At 61.4% G+C, this 25,504-nt stretch carries 21 protein-coding genes; 8 read left to right on the top strand and 13 right to left on the bottom strand.

From position 1 onward, the window contains the following. Positions 1-12 precede the first annotated feature (12 nt). Positions 13-303, bottom strand: coding sequence for a co-chaperone GroES (locus tag R8871_RS27990; protein ID WP_007177123.1), 291 nt, complete (start codon positions 301-303; stop codon positions 13-15). 292 nt (positions 304-595) lie between these two features. Here R8871_RS27990 and R8871_RS27995 point away from each other — a divergent pair, with 292 nt between their 5' ends. Together R8871_RS27995 and R8871_RS28000 are read left to right on the top strand one after the other, a co-directional pair. Beyond that, positions 596-1,813: an acyl-CoA dehydrogenase family protein gene (locus R8871_RS27995; RefSeq protein WP_175053379.1), complete on the top strand. Its 1,218-nt coding sequence runs from the start codon at positions 596-598 to the stop codon at positions 1,811-1,813. A 53-nt stretch (positions 1,814-1,866) separates the two neighbouring features. Further along, a complete protein-coding gene (locus R8871_RS28000; protein ID WP_175053548.1) occupies positions 1,867-2,211 on the top strand; it encodes a DUF3088 domain-containing protein in 345 nt (114 codons plus the stop codon). Between the two features lie 98 nt (positions 2,212-2,309). Here R8871_RS28000 and R8871_RS28005 read toward each other — a convergent pair whose 3' ends face one another. After that, on the bottom strand, positions 2,310-3,500 hold the full coding sequence (locus tag R8871_RS28005; RefSeq protein ID WP_322789529.1) for a porin: 1,191 nt from the start codon (positions 3,498-3,500) through the stop codon (positions 2,310-2,312). A gap of 350 nt (positions 3,501-3,850) precedes the next feature. Here R8871_RS28005 and R8871_RS28010 point away from each other — a divergent pair, with 350 nt between their 5' ends. The 5 genes from R8871_RS28010 to R8871_RS28030 all read left to right on the top strand — a co-directional run bounded on the left by R8871_RS28010 (position 3,851) and on the right by R8871_RS28030 (position 11,046). After that, a complete protein-coding gene (locus R8871_RS28010) occupies positions 3,851-5,485 on the top strand; it encodes an ABC transporter substrate-binding protein (protein ID WP_175053381.1) in 1,635 nt (544 codons plus the stop codon). A gap of 195 nt (positions 5,486-5,680) precedes the next feature. Continuing rightward, entirely contained in the window at positions 5,681-7,285 is a 1,605-nt protein-coding gene (locus R8871_RS28015; RefSeq protein ID WP_175053382.1) for an ABC transporter substrate-binding protein, read from the top strand. 13 nt (positions 7,286-7,298) lie between these two features. After that, entirely contained in the window at positions 7,299-8,279 is a 981-nt protein-coding gene (locus R8871_RS28020) for an ABC transporter permease (protein WP_175053383.1), read from the top strand. Between the two features lie 47 nt (positions 8,280-8,326). Continuing rightward, entirely contained in the window at positions 8,327-9,298 is a 972-nt protein-coding gene (locus tag R8871_RS28025) for an ABC transporter permease (protein WP_175053384.1), read from the top strand. Between the two features lie 32 nt (positions 9,299-9,330). Further along, complete coding sequence (locus R8871_RS28030; protein WP_175053385.1) at positions 9,331-11,046, top strand: ABC transporter ATP-binding protein; 1,716 nt, start codon at positions 9,331-9,333, stop codon at positions 11,044-11,046. A 74-nt stretch (positions 11,047-11,120) separates the two neighbouring features. Here the strand turns inward: R8871_RS28030 and R8871_RS28035 are convergent, their stop codons facing one another. The 11 genes from R8871_RS28035 to R8871_RS28085 form a co-directional block, all read right to left on the bottom strand. Next, the gene (locus R8871_RS28035) at positions 11,121-11,963 is read right to left on the bottom strand and encodes a MetQ/NlpA family ABC transporter substrate-binding protein (protein ID WP_175053386.1); all 843 of its coding nucleotides are present in this window, start codon (positions 11,961-11,963) and stop codon (positions 11,121-11,123) included. A 2-nt stretch (positions 11,964-11,965) separates the two neighbouring features. Continuing rightward, on the bottom strand, positions 11,966-13,015 hold the full coding sequence (locus R8871_RS28040) for an aldo/keto reductase (protein ID WP_175053387.1): 1,050 nt from the start codon (positions 13,013-13,015) through the stop codon (positions 11,966-11,968). A gap of 38 nt (positions 13,016-13,053) precedes the next feature. After that, complete coding sequence (locus R8871_RS28045) at positions 13,054-14,673, bottom strand: ABC transporter substrate-binding protein (RefSeq protein WP_175053388.1); 1,620 nt, start codon at positions 14,671-14,673, stop codon at positions 13,054-13,056. A 41-nt stretch (positions 14,674-14,714) separates the two neighbouring features. Continuing rightward, on the bottom strand, positions 14,715-15,773 hold the full coding sequence (locus R8871_RS28050) for an ABC transporter substrate-binding protein (protein ID WP_175053389.1): 1,059 nt from the start codon (positions 15,771-15,773) through the stop codon (positions 14,715-14,717). A 27-nt stretch (positions 15,774-15,800) separates the two neighbouring features. Beyond that, positions 15,801-17,021: an LLM class flavin-dependent oxidoreductase gene (locus R8871_RS28055; protein ID WP_407673219.1), complete on the bottom strand. Its 1,221-nt coding sequence runs from the start codon at positions 17,019-17,021 to the stop codon at positions 15,801-15,803. 441 nt (positions 17,022-17,462) lie between these two features. Next, positions 17,463-18,410 carry a TauD/TfdA dioxygenase family protein gene (locus R8871_RS28060; protein WP_175053390.1) on the bottom strand — a complete coding sequence of 316 codons (948 nt, stop codon included), beginning with the start codon at positions 18,408-18,410 and terminating at the stop codon, positions 17,463-17,465. A gap of 32 nt (positions 18,411-18,442) precedes the next feature. Then, positions 18,443-19,819 carry an LLM class flavin-dependent oxidoreductase gene (locus tag R8871_RS28065; protein ID WP_175053391.1) on the bottom strand — a complete coding sequence of 459 codons (1,377 nt, stop codon included), beginning with the start codon at positions 19,817-19,819 and terminating at the stop codon, positions 18,443-18,445. Positions 19,820-19,864: 45 nt separating this feature from the next. Further along, positions 19,865-20,743 (bottom strand): ABC transporter ATP-binding protein, encoded by an 879-nt coding sequence (locus tag R8871_RS28070; RefSeq protein WP_175053392.1) that lies wholly within the window; start codon positions 20,741-20,743, stop codon positions 19,865-19,867. Positions 20,744-20,825: 82 nt separating this feature from the next. Next, entirely contained in the window at positions 20,826-21,710 is an 885-nt protein-coding gene (locus R8871_RS28075; RefSeq protein WP_175053393.1) for an ABC transporter permease, read from the bottom strand. A gap of 48 nt (positions 21,711-21,758) precedes the next feature. Beyond that, the gene (locus tag R8871_RS28080) at positions 21,759-22,613 is read right to left on the bottom strand and encodes an ABC transporter permease (protein WP_175053394.1); all 855 of its coding nucleotides are present in this window, start codon (positions 22,611-22,613) and stop codon (positions 21,759-21,761) included. A gap of 16 nt (positions 22,614-22,629) precedes the next feature. Next, complete coding sequence (locus R8871_RS28085; RefSeq protein WP_175053395.1) at positions 22,630-23,697, bottom strand: ABC transporter substrate-binding protein; 1,068 nt, start codon at positions 23,695-23,697, stop codon at positions 22,630-22,632. 277 nt (positions 23,698-23,974) lie between these two features. Here R8871_RS28085 and R8871_RS28090 point away from each other — a divergent pair, with 277 nt between their 5' ends. Beyond that, positions 23,975-25,465, top strand: coding sequence for an MFS transporter (locus R8871_RS28090; RefSeq protein ID WP_175053396.1), 1,491 nt, complete (start codon positions 23,975-23,977; stop codon positions 25,463-25,465). The last annotated feature ends 39 nt before the right edge of the window (positions 25,466-25,504 follow it).

The raw sequence follows: 25,504 nt of genomic DNA on the forward strand, positions 1-25,504 counted from the left end.
ATGCTCCGTTCGTTATTGCGTGACGACTGCGACGACATCTTCTTCGCGCAGCACGAGCAGTTCGTTGCCGTCGACTTTGACCGACTGGCCGGCGTACTTGCCGAACAGCACGCGCTCGCCGACTTTCAGGTCGGGCTCGATGCGTTTGCCGTCGCTATCGCGCTTGCCCGGTCCAATGGCGATCACTTCGCCCTGGTCCGGCTTTTCCGCGGCGCTTTCGGGAATGACGATGCCTGAAGCAGTTTTGGTTTCCTGGTCGAGACGCTTGACGATCAAGCGGTCATGCAAGGGACGTAGGCTCATGGTTCGACTTCCGCGATTGAAATTTGGCACTCGTCGTTGGTGAGTGCTGACCGGAATCGAGTATAGAAAGATGCCGTGCGACGCTCCAATAACGGATTCATCGATCCTTATCGGCGAATGGCATTTCAGAAACACGCATATCCATAGCTTGATTCGCTGGTTTTGCAAGGTGGGCGGCGTCCCTATACTGATCCGTCGAATCGGCACGTCTCATCGGGATGCCGATACACGCTCCCAGGACAATCAGCCGGATCAAGCCTGATCCGCGCGCTTATACACAAGGAATGACGGCATGCAGGTCTCTCAGGAAAGCGCAGCACGTGCGCGGCTTCAGGCAGCGCTCAGCGCATTGCCGGCGCTCGCAAAAGCGATCGGCGAAGATGCCGCGCAACGCGAGGTGCGGCGCGAGTTGCCGTTCGATCGCTTCGCGTTGTTTCGCGAATCGGGGTTCGGCGTGCTCCGTTTTCCGGTTGAATGGGGCGGCCTCGGCGGCTCGCTGGAAGACCTATTCCATGTGATCGCGACGCTGGCTGCAGAGGAGTCGAATGTCGCGCACGCATTGCGGATTCACTTCGATTTGACCGAGCAGTTGGTGCTGTCGCCGCGCTCTGCCTTCAACGACACGCAGATTGAGCGTGTACGGGAAGGGGCGATCTTCGGCGGTGCGTCGACGGAGCTCGGCACATCCAGGCCCGGTGAAATCGTCACCAGGCTGGTGCGCGACGGTGAGCACTTTCGCGTAACGGGCAAAAAGTATTACTCGACCGGCACGGCGTTCTCCGACTACGCGCGTATCAATGTGCAGGACGAGAACGACGAGAAAGTGTCGATTGTCATCCCGGTCTCGCGTGAGGGCCTGAAGGTGCTCGACGATTGGGACGGGATGGGTCAACGCATGACGGCGAGCGGCAGTCTCGTGCTCGACAACGTGCAGGTATTTGCCCACGAAATCGCAACACGGGGTTATACGAGTCTCGCGGGCCGACATGGCAGCGCAGTGCGGCAATTGCATCTGGTAACGGTTGCGGCAGGTATCGTGCGCAACATTCTCGCGGACGCGCGGCGCTACGTGACGCAATACGGGCGTCCCGTGCTGCACAGCCCGGCACCCTCGGCACGTGAGGACGGTTTCGTGCAACAGGTGGTGGGGGATCTTGCGGCGCACAGCCTGTCGATCGATGCACTGGTCGCACAGAACGCACGCACCCTGGATCGCTCGGCAAATGCAATCCGCAGCGGTGCGGCCAATGCGGAAGAACTCGTGCTGGAAGGGTCCTTGGCTACCGCCAAAACGCAACTGGTGGTCAGCAAGCTGGCGCTTTACGCGGGCGAGCGTCTGTTTGAAATCGGCGGGGCATCGGCTACTGGACGAGCGCATAATTTCGACCGTCATTGGCGCAATCTGCGCACGATCTTCAGCCACAATCCGTTGCTGCATAAAGCGCGCGTGATCGGCGATTACGAGTTGAACGGCGTGACCACGCATCTGACTGAAGGGCGGGTTTTCTGAAGCGCCGGGAAGACGCCGCGATCTATTTACCCATCATCCAAACATTGAATGCCATGAGCCGAGATCTGCTATTGCTGTTGGAACCGAGCTTCACCGATCCGAATCACCCCGGTGAGCGTTTTATCTGCCCGGATGGCGCGCCTATCGAAGGATTGCTCGCGAGCGACCCGGCGCTCAACGCACGCCTGGATATTCGCCGCCTGCCATTTCCGCGTCCGCGAGCGGCGGTCGTGGAGGCGCTCGATGCTGAGCACCAGAGCCTGCCGGTGTTGATTTTCGGCGACGAACAGGCTGCGCCGGCTGATGCCCAGACGCTGGGCGAGAAGCGCTTTGTGACGGATACACGCCGGATCCTCGACCTGCTTGCTCAGCGTCACGGGTTCCCCAAGGTGCATTGACTTAGTGACTGCATTGAGGCTGCCCATTGATCCTGAGCCGGCCTCGTCACACGGGTCAGAAACAACGGGCACCCGATCCTCATCGGGTGCCACCTGCATCAGAACTGATGCTTGATACCTGCCGAGACAGCCACCTGTTTGTCGGTGGCGGACGGCGTGAGATAGCCGATCGCAGCCACCGCGCTCCGGCCCAGCGAGTCCGTACCGCTGGCGTGCTGATAGGCGCCGGTCAGGTACAGATCGGTCGCTTTCGATAGCGAGTACGCACTCGTGAGATTCAACTGCTCGTATTTCGCCCCACCCTTGCTGCCGACGCTTCCTCCTTCCGTATAGTCGAACGATGTGCCGAAGCGCAGGAACGGCGTGGCCTGATAGCGCAAGCTTGCGCTAACGGTACTGAGCGATGTCGAGCCGCTGTAGTTGAGCGAATTGAGCGACGCGTTCGAGCCTAATCCGCGGAACTGCGTATTCGAGTAGGCTGCGCCGAAGATCGCACCGCCGCTCGTATAGGTTGCCGCAACCGAAACGGTCTGCTGCGTGTGTGCCGATGCGAAGCCGGCGATCGCCGGATTGGACTCGGGAGCGGTGGCCGAGCCGGCGGAACCCAGGTTGTTGCCTGTGGCGCTCGCATTGGCGTTGGTACCGTAGAGAGAGGTATTCGGATTGCGTGCATTGACGATCGACGCAGCGAACGCGAATGCGCCGCCGGTGTAGCTGGCGCCTGTGGACCATAGCTGGTTCTGCGTGACATTGCCGGCTATGCCGCCGACGCTGTACAGCGCACCGAAACGGAACCCGTTGAAAGAATCCGACTGGTACTTGATCGAATTGTTGATGCGGTGTGTGAAGTTCAGATTGTCATAGTCGGCCGGATGGATCGAAAGGTTGCCGCCAAACCAGACGTAGAGCAATGGCGATACAAAATCCACTGACGTATCGCCCTGACGTCCCAGCGTGAACGTCCCGTAGCGGTCGGCGCTGACACCCACCCACGCCTGGCGGCCAAACTCGGTGCCCCCTTGTCCCAGTGCGCCGTTATTCACACTGAGCCCGCTCTCAAGCTGGAACACAGCCTTCAATCCACCACCCAGATCTTCCACGCCCTTCAGGCCCCAGCGGCTCGACGACAGGCCTGATGAGCCACTGTCGAATTGCGACACCTGACTGCCGCCCTTAGGTTTGCCGGAAGCGGACGTTGCAGCGGTTTGTGTGTTGTTCGTATACGTAAGGTTGCCCGTAACGATCCCATACAGCGTGACGCTGCTTTGGGCACTTGCTGTGCCAGCCATTAAAGACGAAACGCCAAATGCGAAAAGCAGTTTTTTCATAATTGTTGGAATCAATATTGAGGGAGCGCGAGAGGAGTGGCGCGTCGAGGATCGCGGTGAAGCGAGCATTCACGATAAGCAAAACGAACTTATTGAACAAACAAGAAAATTCGATATGGATATCGGTTGTTTCCCTCGAAAATGCGCTTAAACGGCGTTCTTTAAGCAATAACGCCAACCGTCGGCATTAGATATGCAATCCTGAATTGATTCGTTCTTTTGTCGGGTGGCGGTTGATATCTTGCGACGCATCCGATAGACATTGCAGAGCGCTGCCGGCGGCATGGTGCTTGCATTCGAAGGGAGTACGCATGAGTCATTACAGGGGATTTCATTCCGGACGTCGCCACACTTTGCTTGGACTTGCGGGCAGTGCGGCGGGTATCGCACTCGGCCCGTTCACATCGTTGGCGCAGGCGGCGGTTCAGGGCGGCACTGTGTCGCCTCGACACGGCGGCCGGTTGACGGTGCTGGTGAATCCTGAGCCCAATGCACTGGTCAACTTCGCAACCACGGCGGGCGCGGAACAGAGGATCAGCCCCAAGGTGACTGAAGGTTTGCTGGCCTATGACTTCAACGTGCAGCCGCGCGCGCAGCTTGCAACCGCGTGGTCGATCAGCCCCGACGGTTTGCAGTACACGTTCAAGCTACGAGAGGGCGTGCGCTGGCACGACGGCCAGCCGTTCACGTCGAAGGACGTGGCGGTGTCGATCGGGCTGCTGAAGCAGTATCACTCGCGTGGGCGATCGACCTTTGCCAACGTGCTGGAAGTAGAAGCGCCGGACCCGCACACGGCGTTGCTGAAGCTATCGAAGCCTGCACCGTATCTGATCTACGCGCTTGCCGCGTCGGAATCGCCAATCGTGCCCGCGCACATTTACGGCAGCGGCAATCCGCTGGAGAATCCCCATAACATCGACCCGATCGGAACGGGACCCTATCGGTTCAAGCGTTGGGAGCGGGGCAGTCATGTGGTGTTCGTGCGCAATCCTGACTACTGGGACGCACCGAAACCGTATATCGATGAACTGATCGTGCGTTTCATCAACGATCCCGCAGCGCGCGCCGTCGCGCTCGAAACCGGCGAGCTGGATCTGGCCGGTGAGAATCCTGTGCCGCTGCTCGACATCCAGCGCTTGCAGGCACTGCCTCATCTTGCACTGGAAACGCGTGGATATAGCTACAACGCTGCGCAGACACAGTTGCAGTTCAATCTCGACAACCGCTATCTGGCGAAGCAGAAGGTTCGCGAGGCGATTGCGCACAGCATCGACCGGCAGACAATCCTGAAGTCGGTCTGGTACGGCTACGGGATCGTTGCGCCTTCACCGATCAGCCCGCTGTTGACCCAGTTCTACGATCCGAGCGTGCCGACCTTACCGTACGATCTCGCCAAAGCGGAGCAATTGCTCGATGAGGCGGGTTTGCCGCGGCAGTCCAACGGTTTCCGCTTTCCGCTGACGATCGACTTCAACCCCTACGATTCGACTTTCGCGCGCCTTGCCGAATATTTACGGCAGACGTTGCGGCGCGTCGGGATCGAATCGACCGTGCGCTCGCAGGATTTCGCCGCCTATGTGAAGCGGATCTACACCGATCGAGATTTCGATCTGGACGCCAACTTTCTCGGCAATACCTTCGATCCGACCGTGGGCGTGCAGCGCCTTTACTGGTCGCGTAACTTCAAGAAAGGGGTGGCGTTCTCCAATGCGTCGCACTACGACAACCCCGAGGTCGACCGCCTGCTCGAAGCAGCCGCGGTGGAGAACGATCCGCGCACGCGGGTCGACTACTTCAAAAAATTCCAGCAGGTGGTGGCGCGCGATTTGCCGATCGTCGATCTGATCACGCTTAAGCAAGTGACTCTCTACAACAAACGTGTGCATAACCATACGGTGACGGCGGACGGTCTCGGTGGAAATCTGGCCGATGTGTTTCTCGCATGATCTAACGATCCGAAAGAATGCATCAGGGTGTATCGCCTTTCCTTCGCACCGTGCTTTGCATATGCCTAACGATTGGTTCGTTTGCTGCCGGAGCGGCTTTATCGTGAGCGCTGCGGCAGCAGCATTGCCGAAAAAAAATGACGACATTTCACGCGGCCGTAATTGGCCGAATATCGGCAAAAGGATCGGGATCACATGGCAGGGTTGAATCGACGCGATTTTCTGATTTCATCGGGCGCAGCGCTCGCGGCCGCCGGTATGCCGGCATTGGCGTTCGCACAGGGCGAGGCCGCCGCACCGAAGCGGGGCGGTACGCTCAACATGCTGATCAATCCGGAGCCGCCGGTGCTCGTGTCGATCTTTCAGACCACGGGTCCCGCGCTCGTTGCAAGTTCCAAGGTGCTCGAAGGCCTGCTCGCTTACGAGTTCGATTTGCAACCCAGGCCGCAGTTGGCCACGGCATGGACCGTCAGCCCGGATGGCTTGAAGTACACGTTCACACTGCGGCAGAACGTCAAATGGCATGACGGGCAGCCGTTCACCTCAGCCGATGTCGCTTTCTCGATCGATTTGCTCAAGGCGGTGCATCCGCGTGGCAGGAGTACTTTTGCCAATGTGACGCGTGTGGCCACGCCGGACGCGCGTACGGCGGTGATCGAATTGGCGAAGCCGGCGCCGTATCTGTTGAAGGCGTTGTCTGCGGGCGAATCGCCGATCGTTCCCAGGCATCTTTATGCATCGGGCGATCCGCTGTCCAATCCGCACAACAATGCGCCGATCGGCACCGGGCCGTTCCGCTTCAAGTCGTGGACGCGCGGTGCGAATATCGTCTACGAACGCAATCCGGACTATTGGGACGCTGGCAAACCGTATATCGACGGTCTTGTGTTCAAGGTCATTCCCGACGCTGCCGCCCGTTCCGCCGCTTTCGAAACAGGCGCGCTCGATCTGGGCGGCGAGAATCCGGTGCCGCTCACCGATCTGCCGCGGCTCACGCAATTGCCGCAACTGGCCGTCGAAACGCGCGGCTATCGCTTTCTGGAACCGCTCGCCGAGATCGATTTCAATCTCGATCACCCGATTCTCAAAGACCTCCGTGTGCGCCAGGCGATCGCTCACGCCATCAATCCGCAGGTCGTTCAACGCACGGTGGCATACGGCTATGCCGATCTGTCACCCACGCCGATCACGCCGGGGTCTCCGTATCACGATCCCAAACTCACGCCGTATGCATTCGATATCGGCAACGCGGAGAAGCTGCTCGATGCAGCGGGTTATCCGCGCAAGGACGGCGGCGTGCGCTTTGGTTTGACGCACGATTTTCTGCCCTATGGCGACATGTATCGCCGCCAGGCGGATTACGTGAAGTCGGCGCTGGCGAAGGTCGGCATCGTCGTCACGGTGCGCTCGCAGGATTTGCCGGCGTTCCTGAAGCGTGTGTATGCGGATCGTCAGTTCGATTTCACCAGTATCGGCGTCAACACGCTGTTTGATCCGAGCGTGGGGGTGCAGCGCCTCTACTGGTCGAAGAATATCCGTCCCGGTGTGCCGTTTTCGAACGCGCCGCATTACAGCAATCCGGAAGTCGACCGGCTGCTGGAGAGTGCGTCGATCGAAACCGACGAAAGCAAACGCGTCGTGCTGTACCAGCAGTTCCAGCAGATTGTCTATCGCGATCTGCCGATTCTCAACCTGGTCGCACCACGCATGGTCACGCTCGCGAACCGTCGCGTTCACAACCATACGGTTTCCGCGCAGGGCCTGGAAGGCAATCTCGCGGATGTCTATCTGAGCGCGTGACAGGAGAGACACGATGAGTCGACGTTTGCGTTTCGCAGCAATTGCACGGCGCACCGCGTGGCAGGCGCTGCCGACGGTGATCGGCATCGTGATCCTGAACTTCTTCCTGCTGAAGCTGATGCCGGGCGACGCCGCCGATGTGCTGGCCGGCGAATCCGGCTCTGCGACGCTGGAGACGATGCAGGTGTTGCGCGCGAAGTTCGGGCTCGATCAGCCGGTGTTGCATCAGTTGTGGTCGTATCTCGCGCACCTCTCGCATTTCAGTTTGGGCTATTCGCCGCGTTACGACATGCCGGTGATGCAACTGATCCTGTCGCGCCTGCCGAATACGCTGCTGCTGATGGGTGTCGCGCTGTCGTTCGCGATCGTGACGGGCGTGGTGCTCGGCGTGGTGATGGCACATTGGGCCGGCAAGTGGCCTGACCGTGTGCTGTCCGTGCTGGCCTTGCTGTTCTACTCGACACCGGGTTTCTGGATCGGCCTGCTGGCGATCGTGTTGTTCTCTGTGCACCTGGGCTGGCTGCCGAGCGGAGGCAATATCACGCTCGGTGTGCAACTGCACGGCTTCGCCTATTTTGCCGATGCAGCCAGACATGTACTCCTGCCGGCTGCCACGCTGGCGACATTCTTCGTCGCGATCTATGCGCGGCTCACGCGGGCCGCGATGCTCGAGGTGCAACGCCAGGACTTCGTGCGCACCGCCGAGGCCAAGGGTTTGCATCCATGGCGCGTGACGGTGCGGCATGTGTTGCGCAACGCCCTGATGCCGCTCACGACGATCATCGGGATTCATTTCGGCACGTTGCTGGGTGGCGCCGCTGTGACGGAGACGGTGTTCAGCTGGCCGGGTCTTGGGCGTCTCGCGCTCGATGCTGTGATGGCACGTGATTTCAGCGTGCTGCTCGGCGTTCTGCTGCTGTCGTCGTTGCTGGTGATCGTCGCCAATGTGCTGGTCGACCTGCTGCAGGCGTGGCTCGATCCGCGCGTGGCGTGACATGGCACGACGGTTTCGACACTCATGCTGATCTTTAGAGGGATGAAATGGCTTCCGACTCTTCCAATCTGATTGCCACGCCGCCCGAACCCACGACGTCGCCGTGGCGGCGTCAATTGGCCGGCACGCTGTTCGGCCAGCGACGTGCCGGCGCTTCGGCTGCATCGGGATCGCGCGGCGCGGGTCGAGGTGTATGGCGTGCGCTGGCGCGCAACCCGTCGGCACTTGCCGGGCTTCTATTGCTCGCGGCTTTTATCGCACTGGCACTTGGCGCGGGGCACCTGTTTCCGGGCGATCCGCTCGACATGGTGGCGGCGCCCTTCGAATGGCCGGGCGTTGACCCGCAATACCGGCTCGGCACCGATTCGCTGGGACGCGATGTGGCTGCAGGCATCGCGCACGGCACGCGCGTGTCGTTGCTGATCGGCGCGGCGTCGGCGGGAATTGGGCTCGTGATCGGCACGCTGGTCGGCGCGATAGGGGGCTTCTTCGGGGGCGTGATCGACGATCTGCTGGTGCGCGTGACCGAACTCTTCCAGACGGTGCCGTCGTTTCTGCTGGTAATCGTGATTGTCGCGATCGGCCGGCCGAGCGTGACGATCATCGCGCTGGCGATCGGCATTGCCTCGTGGCCCACCGTCGCGCGGATCGTGCGCGCCGAATTTCGCACGCTGCGCCAGTCGGACTTCGTGCTCGCCGCGCGCAGCCAGGGTTTCAGCAACGCACGCATCATCTTCGGCGAGATTTTGCCGAACGCATTGCCGCCGGTGATCGTGACCGCATCGGTGATGGTGGCGAGCGCCATTCTGATCGAGTCGTCGCTGTCGTTTCTCGGCATGGGCGATCCGAACGTGGTGAGCTGGGGCGGCATGATCGGCGCAGGCCGCGATTCGCTGCGCACGGCGTGGTATCTGACCGCCGTTCCCGGCGCGGCGATCGTGCTGGCGGTGCTTGCGCTGAACCTGCTCGGCGACGGCCTGAACGACGCGCTCAACCCGCGCCTGCGCGAACGGGTCTGACAACGCAGCCGACAACGTACAGAGGATGCATCGTGGCAAATCTGCTTGAAGTACGCGACTTGCGCGTCAGTTTCGGCGCGCATGAAGCCGTGCGCGGCCTGAGTTTCGATATTGCGCAAGGCGAGACCCTTGCGCTGGTCGGCGAATCGGGTTGCGGAAAGTCGGCGACAGCGCTTTCGTTGATGCGCCTCGTGTCCGCGCCGGGACGCGTGACAGGGAGCCTGCGTTTCGACGGTCGCGAACTCATCGATTTGCCGCCGCGTGAGATCCGGGAAATTCGCGGCCGGCAGATTTCGATGATCTTCCAGGAGCCGATGACGTCGCTCAATCCCGTGCTCCCAATCGGTGCGCAGATCGTCGAGACGTTGCGGCAGCATGAACGTCTGTCCAAAGCCGCGGCAGGCAAGCGTGCAATCGAATTGCTGGACCTGGTACAGATTCCCGATCCGCAGCGGCGCGTGTTCGACTACCCGCATGAGCTTTCCGGCGGCCAGCGGCAGCGAGTGATGATCGCGATGGCGGTGGCCTGCCGGCCGCGTCTGTTGATCGCCGATGAGCCGACCACAGCGCTCGACGTCACGATTCAGGCTCATATTCTCGACTTGCTCGACGGGTTGCGGCGCGAGTTGTCGATGTCCTTGCTGCTGATCACTCACGACCTCGGCATCGTCGCCAAGCACGCGGATCGTGTGGCGGTCATGCTCGCGGGCGAAAAAGTGGAAGAAGCACCGGTTGCGCGACTCTTCACGCAACCACAGCATCCGTACACACGTGGTCTGCTTGGCGCTTCATTGAATCTTGCGGACGATCTGCATTATCGCGGCTGGAAGCTCCCAGAAATTCGCCACGGCATTGGCGAAGACGGCAAGCCGACGTTCGCCGTGGTGCCGCGTTCCGCACGTAGCGGGCAATATGTTGCGGATGCGAATCCCGCACAGCGTGTTGCGGCGCTCAACAACGTCCCTTTGCTCGAGTTGCAGGACGTACGGATCGACTATCTGCAGCGTCATGGCAAAACCGTCCTGCGTGCCGTTGACGGCGTCACGCTGCAGATTGCGCGCGGCGAGACGGTCGGCCTTGTCGGCGAATCCGGTTGCGGGAAATCGACGCTGTCCAAAGCGATCCTGCGACTCGTGCCGACAACAAGCGGCGAAATCCGTTTGCGCGGCATCGATCTCGTGCCGCTGGGCGAGCGCGAGCTGCGGCCGCTACGGCGTCATGTGCAGATGGTGTTCCAGGACCCGTATGCGTCGCTCAATCCACGCCGCACGGTGGCGGAGATTCTCGATACGGTGCTGGTGGTGAACGGCGTCGGCAACGCGCAGCAGCGCCGCTCGCGCATCGCGACTATGCTCGATCGGGTGGGACTGCCGAGCTCGGCGCTCGGCCGCTTTCCCCACGAGTTTTCGGGCGGGCAGCGGCAACGCATCGGGATTGCGCGGGCGCTGGTGCTGGAGCCGGATCTGCTGATCTGCGATGAGCCCGTGTCCGCGCTCGACGTGTCGATTCAGGCTCAGATTCTCAATCTGCTGGTCGATCTGAAGCGCGATCTGGGGCTCGCGTATCTGTTTATCTCTCACGACCTCTCGGTGGTGCGTTATATCGCCGATCGCGTGCATGTGATGCAGGGCGGACGGATTGTCGAAAGCGGGCATCATCGCGACATCTGGCGCTCGCCGCAGCACCCGTACACGCGCAAGCTGCTCGACGCGATTCCGGGTAAGACCTTCGACGCGCAGGCCGCGTAGTCCACAGAGCGCGCGCAACGCCGCTCAGGCGGTATCAGGCGAGGGCGGTTGATGCCCCTCTCGCCATTCCTCTTTCACTCTTTGCCGAAGTACGCGGGCAGGCGAAAGCCGTCATAGAAACGGTTGCTGCGAATCGCACGCTGGAAATCAGGTGACTGATACGCCTCGACGATGTCCTGCGTCGAACGTGCATTGCGGTTGGACGCCTTGACAACGACCTGGTTGATGTACGGCGGCGTCATCTCTTCGAGCGCCAAAGCGTCGGTCAGTTTGTGGCCGCTGAAGATCGCGAAATTGCCCTGAATGGCGGCGTAGTCGACATCGTCGAGTGCGCGCGGCGCCTGGCCCGATTCGAGCGGAACGATCTTGATGCCGGCCGGGTTGGCGATCACGTCTCTCTCGGTCACGTCGACGGGATTCGGGTTCGGCTTGATCCTGATCCAGCCGATGCGCTGAAGAATCTTCAGCGCGCGTTCCAGATTTACCGGATCGTTCGGCACCGCGACGCGCGCGCCGGGTTTCACCTCCGCAAGGGAATGATGCTTGTTCGAGTAGAGCCCCATCGGCGGAGTCGGAACCTGCACGACGCCGACCAGATCGGTGCCGTTGCGGTCGTTATAGGACTTCAGATAGACCTCGTGCTGCATCACATCGGCGGCGATCTCACCGCGATACACCGCCTGATTCGCTTCCAGGCCGGTGCTGAACTCGACGTATTTGATGGCGTAGCCTTTCTTGCGCAGTTGCGGTTCGACGCCTGTCTTGAACTCGTCAGCGTAAGGGCCGGGTACGAAACCGACACGCAGTTCCTGGGCGGTGCCGCCGCTATCGGTGGCGTGGGCGGGGAGCGTGGTTAACGTGGCGGCGGAAAGAAACGCCAGCGAGGTCTGCAGAAAATTGCGCCGGTCGAATGTCATGGCTATCCCTGTTGAACGGCCGCTTGCGTATCCCCGGAAGCACCATGCCGCGCAATTCGCCCAAAGAACGGATGCCCCGGATCGTTGAAACCCGGTGTCGACGGATGGCCACTCGTGACGAGCGAGTCGACGAATGCCTCGTCTTCAGACGTCAGGTGGTAGCGCAGCGCCGGCAGATAGTCCTGCCATTGCGCTTCGGTACGTGGGCCGCCGATCGTCGAGCTGATGTAGCGGCTATTGAGCACCCAGGCGAGCGCGAACTGCCCCGCGGAAAGCCCTCGCGCTTGCGCATGCTCGCGTACGCGCCGCGCCAGTTCGAGCGATTCCGGACGCCATTCGGTCTGCTGCAGGCGCCGGTCGCTGCGGCCCGCGCGCGTGTCGGAAGCGGGTGTCGCGCCCGGCTCGTACTTGCCGGTCAGCACGCCGCGCGCCAGCGGACTATACGAAATCACGCCGAGCCCGTAGCGGTGCGCAGCCGTTAGCTGCTCTGCTTCGGCCTGGCGATTGGCAATGTTGTAGAGCGGCTGGCTCGCCACGGGCGCATCGAGTCCGAGCGCCTGCGCGGTATGGCTGAACTCGGCAATCTTCCACGCGCGATGATTCGACAACCCGTAGTAGCGTAGTTTGCCTGCCTGGATCAGATCGCTGAGCGCGCGCACGGTCTCTTCGACCGGGGTCTCGTGATCTTCGCGATGAATGTAGAGAAGATCGATGTAGTCGGTATTCAGGCGTTTCAGGCTCGCGTCGACGGCCCGCACGATATGTTTGCGCGATGCGCCGCGTGCGTTGACGTCGTTGCTGTCGAGCGGATTGGCGAACTTGGTGGCGAGCACCCAGCGCTCGCGCTGCGCGGCGATGCTGCGGCCGACCACGCGCTCGGATTCGCCTTTGCCATAGACGTCCGCGGTGTCGATCGAATTAACGCCTTGTTCGAGAGCCTGATCGATGATGCGAGCCGAGGTCGCTTCATCGGTTGGGCCGCCGAACATCATCGTGCCGAGCGTGAGCGTCGAGACCTTGATGCCGCTGCGGCCGAGTTGTCTGTATTCCATGTGAGTCGGGTTCCGTAAGAATTTGAATCGAAAGAGGTTTAGCGTTGCAGCCACACGTCGGCGAAGCTGGACGAGAGACCGTCAGGCGAGGTCGTATGGTTGTGCACGACGCGCGAATAGAGCGTCAGGTACTGCGGCGCCACGAGGTTGATGTCAGGCAGGTCGCGTTCGAGAATGCGCTGGATCTGCGAGAACAACTGCTTGCGTTTGGCTTCGTCGGTTTCTTCCGCCACCTGCGCGAACAACCGATCGATCTCCGGATTGCTGTAATGCGAGCCGTTGGTAAAGGGCACGCCGCGCCGGAAGTTATTGGTCGTGTATAGACGTGCCACGCCGACCACCGGATCGAACAGATTGCTCATTCCGTTGATGCTGAAATCGAAATCGCGGTCGGTGTAGATGCGCTTCAGATACGCAGGCAGATCCTGGCTGCGCACGGTGACGGCGATGCCGACGCGTGCCAGGGCGGATTTGACGTAGGCGGCGGTGCGCGCGGGCAGATCGCCGATCGGCAACGGATCGACCGTCAGAGCGAAGCGTATGCCGTCGGCCTTGCGCGGATAGCCAGCTTCGTCGAGTAACGCGTTGGCGCGCTCCACGTTGAACGGATAGGGCGTAGGCGCCGGATCGTAGTAGGGATTCGACGGAATGATCGGGCTCGCGAGCGGTGTCGCATAACCGTAGTAGATGACCTTGCGGATCACTTCGCGATCCAGCGCCGACGCGATAGCCTGACGCACTTTGGGATTCTTCAGCACGGGGTTGTCGAGGTTGAACTCGATGCGTGACACCCCGGCCTGGAACTCGTAGCCGCGTGTCTCGAGTCCGAGCTTCGGATTGCCTTTCAGACGTTCGAGATCGGACAGCGGCACAGGGGAATCGCCGCTCAGATCCGCGGAACCGTCTTCGAATGCTACGGTGCGGGCGGCCGGATCGTCGATCACCTTGACGACAATGTGATCGAGCCATGGCTTGCCTTTGTCCCAGTAGTCGTCGTTACGCGCGTATTCGATGTAGCTGCCACGCACCCATTTGACGAAGCGAAATGGACCCGTGCCGATCGGCGCGTTATTGGCGGGATTGGTTAGCACGTCGGTGCCGTCGTAGATGTGCTTCGGCACGATCGGCGTTTCCGACGAAGAAAACGCCTTGATCAGATACGGCGCCGGCTTCGCCAGCGTGACGACGACGGTATAAGGATCGGGCGTCGCGACATCGGTGACATTGGCGAAGGTGGTCTTCGCACGCGGGTGAACCTGCCGGAGCGTCTGGATCGAATACGCGACGTCGTCGGACGTGAAAGGCTTGCCGTCGTGCCATTTCACGCCGTGACGCAGGTGGAAAACGTATTTTCGGCTGTCGTCGCTGATTTCCCACGAGGTGGCGAGTGACGGCTTGGGTTGAAACTTGAAGTCGTAGTCGAGCAACCCCTCGACGACTTTCGGGCTGACCTTCAGTACGTTGGTCGCGGTAGTGGCCAGATCGACGAGGGCGGTCGGCTCCGGCGTGACGATGAAGTTGAGCGTGCCGCCGCGAGTCTGCGCCTGCGACGGCAGGCCCGATAGCGCGATGACGAGTGTGAGCGCCCAGCCGAGTGCGGCGCTGAACAGGTGTTTGCCGCGGCGGCGTAGCGTCCGCCGCGATGAGACATGTGCCATCGTTGGGTTGTGTGAGGAAAGGAGAGTGGCGCGAAACGGACTCAGACCGGAGATGTCAGCGCCTGTCGCCGGGCGAGCGCAGCGCGAAGGGGCGCGGGGTCCACCCATGCATCGAAATCGAAGTCCGATGGAATGAAACCCCACGTGAAGAGAAAACGTTTGAAATCGGCGAGGGCAGCGAGCGCGTGCGGATCGAGTCCGATCGTCAGTTGCCGGTGCAAGCCACCTGGGTACGCGCGCGCAACCCAATGCTCGGCGCTGCGTGTTTCGCGTGCAACGTATTGAGTCACCTCGGTTGCGTGATGGCTGGCCCAGTCGCCGGTGTCCAGCGTGCGGGCAAGTACGCGCTCGACCAGATCCGGGCGTTCGTGCAGCAGTTGCGCATCCACGGTCAGCGGGCGTGGTGTGCCGTTATTCGCGTGCAACGTGCGAATGGGCTGGGCGTTGATGTCGACGAGAATCTTTGCGTTGAGCAGGTTCGTAATATCGAGCCCTGTCGCCCCTTTGACGAACACGACGTCGGCTTCACCGCGCAGCAGCGCTTCGGCCTCGCGTGCGAATTCGTGCGGACGCTGCGCGTCGAGCCAATCGGCCAGCGGCGCATCGACGGCGGGTTTGGCGTCTTCAAGGCTGCGCGGCGTGTGCGGCAGATCGATCAGATCGATGTCTTCGAGTTGCACGCCCAGCGCTCCGAGCAGGGAGGAGAAACCACGCAGTGCGGTGGCGCGATGAAAATCGACCACGCTCGCACGGGTGTTGAGCGGAAATCCGAAGCGGCGTCCGGCAAGCGATTCGGGGCTCGTGTCGAGTTGTTTGTCGAGCGTAATCAGCGCCTGGAATTCATCCACCCAGCTCAGACCGATCAGGCGAGTATCGCTGCCCTGGGCACGTGCCCAAAGCGCGGGGATGTTGCCGCCCTGACGGAACGACCATGGCTGCGTGTGAGTGAAGTGCGAGCGCCGAATCTGCACGTCGTCCGCATCCTGCAGCGCCTTCACATCGATTCCATCGGCTGCGAATTCCTCTTCCAGCCAGCCTTTTTGCACGGTGATACCGAAAGGCGTGGGGGCGGGGCAGCGCGTGTACCAGAGTCGGCTCATACGATCACCTTGTTGTTTTGAGTTCAATCAGTACCGCAGGCCGGCTTCGCGCAGCAGCGGCAGCACGCGCTCACCAAAGAAATCGAGGTCGGGCTGAAAATCGAAGAAGCTCAACTGCACGCCATCCACGCCGGCCTGATGCAAACGCACAATGTAGTCGGCGATCTGCTGCGGCGATCCGACGATCGAGATGTTGCCGCCCACCGCGCGCGCGGCAGCCTGATTGCGCTGTTCCGCGTTACCGCGCCACGCGTGGGCGTCGCTCTCGAAGCGATGAAAACTGCCTTCGTCACCGTGTGCGACGATCGCATCGCGATAGGCGCGCGCTTCGGCCGCTGTCTCGCGACAGATCACCATCGGGTTGATCAGCGTGCGGATCTTGCGGCCATGCTTCGCGGCCGTGGCTTTTACGCGCGCCGTGTGGGCCGGCAATGCGGCCAGCGCGCCTTCAATCTCGGAGCCGGCCGGGCTCGTGATGAACACGATGTCCGAGTAGCGCGCGGCGAAATCGATGCCGGCATCGGAGCCGGTGGCATTGACGAGCAACGGGCGCCCATAACGCGGCTTGGGTGTGACAAAGGCCTTGTCCAGCTTCCACGAGGAAAGCTCGGGCGCGAAGCTGAAGTTCTCCGCTTGTGCCCATAGTTGCTGCACGGCGTCGAGAAACTCTGCAGCCAGTTCATAGCGGCGGTCATGTTCGATTCGGTGCCAACCGAACATCTCATGTTCGATGGCTCGATGACCGGTGACGACGTTGATACCCCAGCGACCCTTCGAAATGTGATCGAGCGTCGCGGTGAATTTGGCGAAATGCAGCGGATGCCATGGACCGTAAAGCACGTGGCTGGTCGCCACCAGAATAATGCGTTCGGTGCGCGCGGTCATCGCGGCGAGCGACATGAACGAATCGAGCGCCTCGCCGTTGAATACGCCGCCGTAGCCGCCTTTCGGCAGCCATTGCGACAACGCGAAGACGAGGTCGAAACCGAATGCCTCGGCCTTTTGCACGAGCGCGAGGTTGTAGTCGAATGACCAGTCGGTGGTGCGGGGAAGTGTCGATGCGCTCCAGCCGCCCGCCTGAATCGGCAGGAACAGTCCGAGCAGAAGTGGCTGTTCCAAAGCGCGCGATACAGGGCTATCCGCGAATGCTGTGGGCGAGCGAACCGGAACCAAGGGTGAGGTTTCGCGCGTGGCATCGGCGGAAGTCGTTGGCGTGGGCGATGACGCAGCCAGAGTTGAGTGAGTCACAGAGAGATCCGTGCCGATCGGCATGAAAGGGCGTGTGTTCGATGAAGACGTCTGGACATCGCGGCGCACGGTGTCGCACGGTGCGAGGACTTCGGTGTCTGCAGTAAATCACGCGAGCATTGGCGATGCCAAACAACTAATTCTTCTATTTATTCGAGGGACAAAACATGTGACGCTATGCGTGTTATAGCGTGATTGCCGTGCGCCATAACGCCGATTCCGCTCCGTCGTTCGGGACGATGTCACGCAACCGGGTTTTTGTCCTCCCGGCTGCGGCATGTTCTGTTCAGGTCTGTCCACTACCTGGTGGTCTGACGCCGTTGAGATAGAAATTGCCAATGGCGGCGTATTTCCAGCTAGACGCGGCTCGCCACCAGCGTGTCTCCAGCGGGCGCAACGGGTGAAGCCTGCTGGATCATCAATAGCTCCGGGGCGTCGTCTTCAGTTCAACGCGACGGCCGCCGCGGCGCTCACCGGCGAGCCTTCGATCGCGACCGACTGCGCACCGTCCGGGCCAACCGGCACATCGCCCACCAGCGTTGTGCGATACAACTGCCGGTCGAAGTCGAGATCGAAAATATCCGTGGGGGCGAGGTGAGCTGTTGCGCGGTTGTCCCAGAAGGCGAGGCTGCCGGCTTCCCATTTGAAGCGCACGGTGAACTCGGGCCGCGTCACATGCTCCCAGAGGAGTTCGAGCAGCACCTGGCTTTCGCGCGGCGTCACGCCGACAATCGACTTCAGGAAACTCGGGCTCACATAGAGCGCCCGCTCGCCCGTTTCCGGATGCACTCTAACGAGCGGATGCTCGGTAACGAGAATGCGTTGTTCGACGGCCTTGACAAACGCGTCCGTTCCACTCGCTCCGGCTGGTGGCGCAAAGCGGTGAAGTCCGCGCAGGCCATCGACAAACGTGCGCAACGGCGCGGACAGCTTCTGATACGCGGCCACCAGGTTGGTCCACTGCGTATCGCCGCCGTAAGGCGGAATGGTCACGCCGCGCAGGATCGACGCCCAGGGTGGATTGACAGCAGCCGTCACATCCGTGTGCCAACCGGTCCAGGGTCGCTGCAGCGCCTGTCCTTCGAAGCGCGTTGCCTTGCGGTACTTCGAGATCGAATAGATTTCTGGATGACCGTCGACATGGCCGAACACGGGATGCCCCAGAGTCAACTCGCCAAACTGTGCTGAGAAAGCGATGTGCTGTTCGTGCGTCAGAAACTGTTCGCGAAAGAACACGACGCGCCACTTAAGAAGCGCCGCGCGAATGTCCGCGATCTGACGTGTATCCAGTTTCTGTGTGAGATCGACACCGTGGATTTCAGCACCGATATGCGCTGAAAGTGGATTGACCTGAATCGACTGTACTTCCTGCAATGCGGTTGCGCTCATGGGAGGCTCCTCGCGAAAGAGAACGTGTTGCGTCAATAGCCCGCTACGGCGGGCACCTGTTTTGTCTCGGCGATATAGCGGTTTGCGGGTCGCGGCAGCCCGAGGTTCTCGCGTAGCGTGCGGCCCTCATATTCGGTGCGGAAAAGTCCGCGCCGCTGCAACTCCGGCACCACCAGTTCGGCGAATTCCGTCAACCCGCCCGGCAACCATGGAGACATGATGTTGAAGCCATCGGCGCCTTCTTCTTCGAACCACTGCTGCAGCTGATCCGCGATGCTCTGCGGCGTGCCGACCACCTGCTGATGGCCACGCGCGCCGGCAATGCGCAGATACAGGTCGCGGATCGTCAGGTTTTCGCGCCGCGCGAGATCGAACAGCAGACGTTGACGGCTCTTGCCACCATTGGTTTCCGGCAACTCGGGCAGGGGCCCGTCGACGGGGTATTGGGAAAGGTCCACCCCACCCGACATGTTCGATAGCAGGGAAAGACCAACGGTCGGGTGAATCAGGTCCTGCAGCGCGGCGAGCTTCGCATCCGCTTCTTCCTGCGTGCGGCCGACAATCGGAAAAATGCCCGGCATGATCTTCAGATGATCCGGCGAGCGGCCGTACTTCGCGAGGCGGCCTTTGACGTCGCGATAGAACGACTGCGCTTCATCGAGTGTTTGATGCGCGACGAAGATCACCTCTGCGGTTTGCGCCGCGAGCTCACGTCCCGCATCTGATGCGCCCGCCTGCACGACGACCGGCCAACCCTGCGGCGAACGCGCGACGTTTAGCGGTCCGCGCACCTTGAAGTGCTTGCCTTTGTGGCCGAGCACGTGCAGCTTGTCCGGATCGAAATAGACGCCGCTTTCCTTGTCGCGGATAAACGCGTCGTCTTCCCAGCTATCCCAGAGGCCGGCCACCACGTCGTAGAACTCGCGCGCGCGTTCATAGCGGACGGCGTGTTCCGGATGGCGTTCGAAACTGAAGTTGAGCGCTTCTGATTCGGTGCTCGACGTGACGAGATTCCAACCCGAGCGTCCGCCGCTCAGATGATCGAGCGACGCGAATTTGCGCGCGAGGTTGTACGGCTCGTTGAATGTGGTGGAGACCGTGGCGATCAGGCCAACGTGTTTCGTCACGACCGAAAGCGCGGACAGCAACGTCAACGGTTCGAAATGATCGGCGCGCGCGGTGCGGGATAGCGACGGTAGATTCGTGTCGCGCACGCTGACGCTGTCGGCGAAAAATATCGTGTCGAATTTGGCGCGCTCGGCGATTTGTGCGAGTTCCGCGTAGTGCGCGAAGTCGAGCCCGCCACTCGCGAGTGCATCCGGATGCCGCCATGCGGCGATATGGTGGCCCGTCTCCATCAGGAAGGCGCCCAGTTTGATCTGCCGCTTCTGGCGATTCTCACCGCTCATCGTTGTCTCCGCGAAGGGTTTGTGTGTATGGGGGTACCGCGGGTCTCACCAGGCGAGCCGCCATTCGGTAATCGATGGATTCGCCACCGGGATGCGCGTGCCGCCGTGTGGCGTGTCGTCGTCGTGAGGTTTGCGGCGCGCGGCGTTGTGCTCAGCGTCGTGCTCGGCGAAGTCGGCCAGCACTTCGTCGCGCAAACGAATGAAGCGGGGATCGTTGCGCTCGCGTGGACGCGGCAGAGCGACATCGACGATCCGTTTGATGCGGCCCGGCCGTGGCGCCATCGTAACGACACGGTCACCGAGGTAGAGCGCTTCGTCGACGTCGTGTGTAACGAGAATCATCGTGATACGTTCGTGTTCCCAGATACGCTGCAACTCGTTTTGCAAGCGGCCGCGTGTCAGCGCATCGAGCGCACCGAACGGCTCGTCGAGCAGTAGAACGCGTGGACGGTTCACGAGGCCGCGTGCGATCGCCACACGCTGCGCCATTCCGCCCGATAACTGATGCGGATAGGCATTCTCGAAGCCGTTCAGGCCAACCAGCGCGATGTGCTGCGCAACGGCATCACGCTTTTCTCGTACCGACAGCGGCGCGTTACGCAACGCAGCGAGAATGTTTTGCGAAGCCGTGAGCCACGGAAACAGACGGTGATCCTGGAACACGATGCCGCGTTCGAGCGACGTATCGCGCACCTTGTCTCCGGCAACGACGATATCGCCGCTGTAATCGGTATCCAGTCCCGCGATCAGCCGCAGCAAGGTCGATTTGCCGCAACCGCTCGAACCGAGCACGCTGACAAATTCGCCGGGGCGTACCCGCAGGTTGATGTCGTCGAGCACTGCAAGCGATGCGCCGCCTTGTTGCGTATAGCGCTTGCTGACGTGAAGAATGTCGATGCTGTCGGACAGCGCGGAAGAAGTCATGTGCGGACCTTGATCTGTAATCTGTGTTCAGTGCAAATTCAAGTGGAATTCAGCGCATAGCCGCTGAATATCGGTTGCGTGCTTATCGGGCGCCCGCCTGCGAACGGCGCGCAAAGATCGCCCGTTCCGCCGCGCGCGCCAGCGCGTTCAACGCCCAACCGGTCACGCCGACCACGATCACGCCGAACAGCACCAGATCCATGCGGAACTGCTCGCTGCCGTCGATCAGCGTATTGCCGATCCCGCTGCCTGCCACCAGTAGATATTCAGCGCCAAGCGTGGCGAGCCACGAATAGATCAGCGCGAGATAGAGGCCGGTGAAAATTGACGGCAACGCGGCCGGCAAAATGACAGCGCGGATCAATTGCCAGCGCGAATAACGGAAAGCACGCGCGACTTCGATGTAGGTGCGCGGCACGGCATGAATGCCGTCACAGGTATGCGCGGCAACCGGCAGCAACGCCGCGAGCGAGAGGAACACGACTTTCGCTGCATCGCCGAGACCGAACCACACGGAAATCAGCGGAATCCACGCAAACAGCGAGATCTGCTTGAACGTGTCGAAGCTCGGACCGATCATGCGCGTGGCGAGTCGCGAGAAGCCCAGCGCGCTGCCAAGCAAGAGGCCGCCCAGCGTGCCAATCACGAAGCCGCTCGCTTCCCGTATGAGCGAGGCGGAAAGGGCCTTGAAAAGCGCGCCGCTGACGATTTGCTGCCACGCAGTGGCCAGCACCTGCGCGGGGCTGACCAGCAAGCCGCTCTTGACGACGTGTGCTTCCGAGATCGCCCACCAGATCGCAATGGCGACGACGGGTAAGACGGCGCCGCGCCAGTCGACGCGTGAGAGCAGGGGACGGCGCGGCCGCGCTGCGCGCTGGAAGGAGGCGGGCACGTTACTGCCGCAGTCGCAGGACGCATCGGCCGACTGTTTCGAACCGGCGGGTCGCTTAAAGAGAGCAAGACTCATCGTGGATACCTCCTATGCGGTGCATGGCAGCAATCGGCGCCACCACCCTTACTCGCGAAACGCCGACGGTTGACCGCGCCGCAAACGTGCTTCGAGCGCGTCGAGCGAACGATTCATCGCGTAACCGATCGCGCCGACCACGACCACCGAGGCCATTACCAGGTCGAGCTGAAACAGTTGCCGCCCGTAGACGATCAGATAGCCGAGCCCTTCGGAAGACGCCACCAGCTCGACCACGACCAGCGCAAGCCACGCTTTGGTGAACGCGAGCCGCACGCCGGTGGCGAGCGTCGGCACGGCAGCGGGCAACACGAGATAGACGATCCGTTGCCAGCGGTTGTATTCGAAGACGCGCGCGACTTCATCGAGCGAGGCGGGTGTCTGGCGGAATCCTTGCAGCGTGCTCAACGTCACGGGAACAAGCGCGGCATGCGCGATCAGGATGTATTTGAGCGGCTCGCCGACACCGACGAGCAGCAGCAGAAACGGCAACCAGCCGAGCACCGGAATCTGCACCAACGCATTGAAGCTCGGTAGCACATAGGCTTCGAAGGTACGCGACAGACCGAGCGCCGCACCGAGCACAAAACCGACCAGGGTGCCCGCAGCGAAGCCGAGCAGCACGCGCTGGAGACTGATGAGCGTATTGCTGGCGAGATCGCCGTTGCGCGCCAGTTCGACGAAGGTGTCGAACACCCGCTCGGGTGGCGGTAAAATCTGCGGCGCGATCCAGCCGCGCTCGCAACCGGTCGCCCATAAGGCAAGCAGGACAACGGGCAATACCCACGGCGCGAGATGCCAGGCGAGGGCGCGCAAGCGTGCATTGCGATAGAGCGGCGCGCGAGGCGCCGCGGCGGCGTGGCCGAGCCGTTCGCTATCGGCATGGAGTGCGGTTTCGCTCATCGTGATCGCTCCCGTTTTAGCCGAGCGGCTTACCGGCTGCGTCGTAGCGCGTCCAGTAGTGGTCGAGTTTCTGCGCGCGCAACGCGTTGTCGAGATACTTCGTCTCGAACCAGCCGTCGACCTGGACGGGTTGCCGGATCAGTTTGAGCTTCAGCGCATCCGCCGCGACCGCTTTATAGCGTGCGACGACGAACGGGTCGATCAACGGCGAATTGCGGTCCTTCAGACTTTGGTTCGCGAACTCGGCTTGCCATGAGGAGTAGGGCACGCCGCTTTTTGCCCACAGCTTGAAGAGCGCATCGCGGTTCGCTTCATCCGACGACCATTGCGCGCCCTGAACGAACACATTGACGACGCGTTGCACGACATCCGGATGCGCGTGATCGAAATCGTCGAGTACCAGCAGATGCGCCTGACGCGTAAATTGCGGTCCGTCGTTCTGCGATTCGTAGACGATTTTCGCGAGGCCCTGGTCGCGCAGTTTGTACAGGTGATAGTCGTTGACCGACGCGTCGATCCCCTTGGACGCCAGCGCGGCGAGCGAGCTGGCAGTGTCGAGATTGATCACGCGCAGGTCGCGCTCGTCGAGCTGATTGGCGGCGAGCGCGTTGTCGGCGACCAGTTGCAGATTGGTGCCGCGAAAGATGGAGACGCGGCGGCCTTTGAGGTCCTTGATCGAACGCACATCGGAATCCGTCGGCACCGCGATCTTGATACCGGTGCGCACGCCCGAGGCGAGCAGGAGGTGTGTCTTCAGGCCGTTGGCGCGGGCCAGCACTGCAGGCAGATCGCCCTGAAAAGCGAAATCGAGTGACTTGTCGGCGATCGCTTCATTCACGGCCGGGCCGGCGCCTTTGAAGAACAGCCATTCGACCTTGATGCCGTCGGCGGCGAATTCCTTTTCGAGCGACTGCTGCAATTGCACGGTCGCTGCGGGGGTGCCGCCGAAGGTAGGCGGATCGCCTGTGCCCTGCTGCGCAACGCCGATGCGGATCACGGCGGGTTTGTCAGCATAGGCGTGAGCCGCGGCAAGCGACAGGGTCGCCACGGCAACAAAAGATTTCAGCAGACGAAAATAGCGCATGCGGCGATACCGATCGATGGAAGGGAATGGAGTGCAAATCCTCAGATGGACAGAGAGCTGGCAATACACGTTAGATTCGCGTGCGCTCGAATCCAACCAATCATTGCTGATAAGAAAATCTGCAGTAGTTCGAACCACGTTGTTTACATGGGGCCGTGCGGCACTAGCGTGGTGCAAGTGCGCGATTCCCGATTTGCATAGTTAAATTCGTCGTTTTGCCGGTATGGATTGCATGGCTACCATGCGACGCTTCAGCCATTCATGCGAACGCGAGATCATGTCCACTGTTGCTTTTCCATCTACCGTCGCCGACTCACAGGCGCCTGCGGGTAACACAGCGTCTCTTACTATCATCCGTAGTGCGCAGGATGTTTCGCGCATCGTCAATGCAGGCGCAGCAAAGGGCAGTAACGCGCGTATCGTGATTGCGATCGCGCTGGGTGGCGTCTTTCTCGATGCTTACGATCTGACGTCGCTTGCTTACGGGATCAAGGACATCGCGCGCCAGTTTTCGCTGTCGCCGGTTCAGGTGGGATTTGTCTCGTCGGCGATCACGTTCGGCGCGATTCTCGGCGCATTGTTCGGTGGGTATCTGACCGATCGCATCGGCCGTTATCGTGTGTTCATGGCCGATATGCTGTTCTTCGTGGTCGCGGCGATCGCAGCCGGTCTTGCGCCGAATGCGTGGGTGCTGGGCGGGGCGCGCTTTCTGATGGGCTTCGGCGTGGGGCTCGATCTACCGGTGGCGATGGCGTTTCTTGCGGAGTTCTCACGGGTGGCGGGCAAGGGCAACAAGGCGGCCAGTGTCGCCGCGTGGTGCCCCGCATGGTACGCGGCCACGAGCACCTGCTATCTGCTGATTCTCGGGTTGTACGCGATTCTGCCGGAGCATCAGCTTGGCTGGTTATGGCGTCTGACGCTCGCGTTCGGTGCGGTACCGGCCATCGCGATTATTCTCGTGCGCAGCCGCTATATCAGCGAATCGCCTGTTTGGGCAGCGAACCAGGGCGATCTCGAGGAGGCCGCGCGCATTCTGAAGCGATCGTACGGTGTCGACGCGGTGGTTGAACGCAGCACAACGCCGGTCAAGGCGCCGCGTGCGGCGTCGTGGCGTAACTACGGGGTCCTGTTCAACGCCACTTACCGGCGTCGCACGATTCTTGCCGCGGTGATCGGCAGTGCGTCTTCGTTCGGCTACAACGCCATTATTTTCGGCTTGCCGGTGATCATCACCAGCTTCTTTCATCAGGGGCCGCTTACGACAATCATCGCGGCGCTCGCGCTGAATCTGGCATTTGCGTTCGTGGGTGGACTGATCGGCGTGCGCACCGCGCCGACCGTCGGCGCGTGGAAGATGACTGTGCTCGGACACTCGCTGCAGTTCGCCTCGCTTATTGGCCTCGCGTTGATCGGCAAACCCGGCAGCGGCGCGCTTGTGGTGGTCGCGATTCTGTTGCTCGGCGGCTATCTGTTCGGGCAAGGTTTCGGACCGGGCTCCCATTCGATGACCTATGCATCGCTCAGCTACCCGACCTCGCTGCGTGGGATTGGGGTGGGTTTCAATCAGACGTTGGTGCGTTCAGCGTCGACGGTCTCGCTGTTTCTGTTCCCCGTTCTGGCGGCTACGTTCGGCACGAAGGTCTTCTGGTTGATCGCGATTGCGCCGCTGACTTCGTTGCTCGTGCTGCTGGCGATCCGGTGGGAGCCGTCGGGTTATGACATCGATGCTGAGGATTACGCGGATTCAGGCGTGACGGCGCGAGCGTAGGGTTGCGCAAAGCAAATAAGCAAAGCGAAATTTGTTGGT

Origin of the sequence: Paraburkholderia sediminicola (genome assembly GCF_902859805.1) — a bacterium.
GTDB lineage: Bacteria > Pseudomonadota > Gammaproteobacteria > Burkholderiales > Burkholderiaceae > Paraburkholderia > Paraburkholderia sediminicola.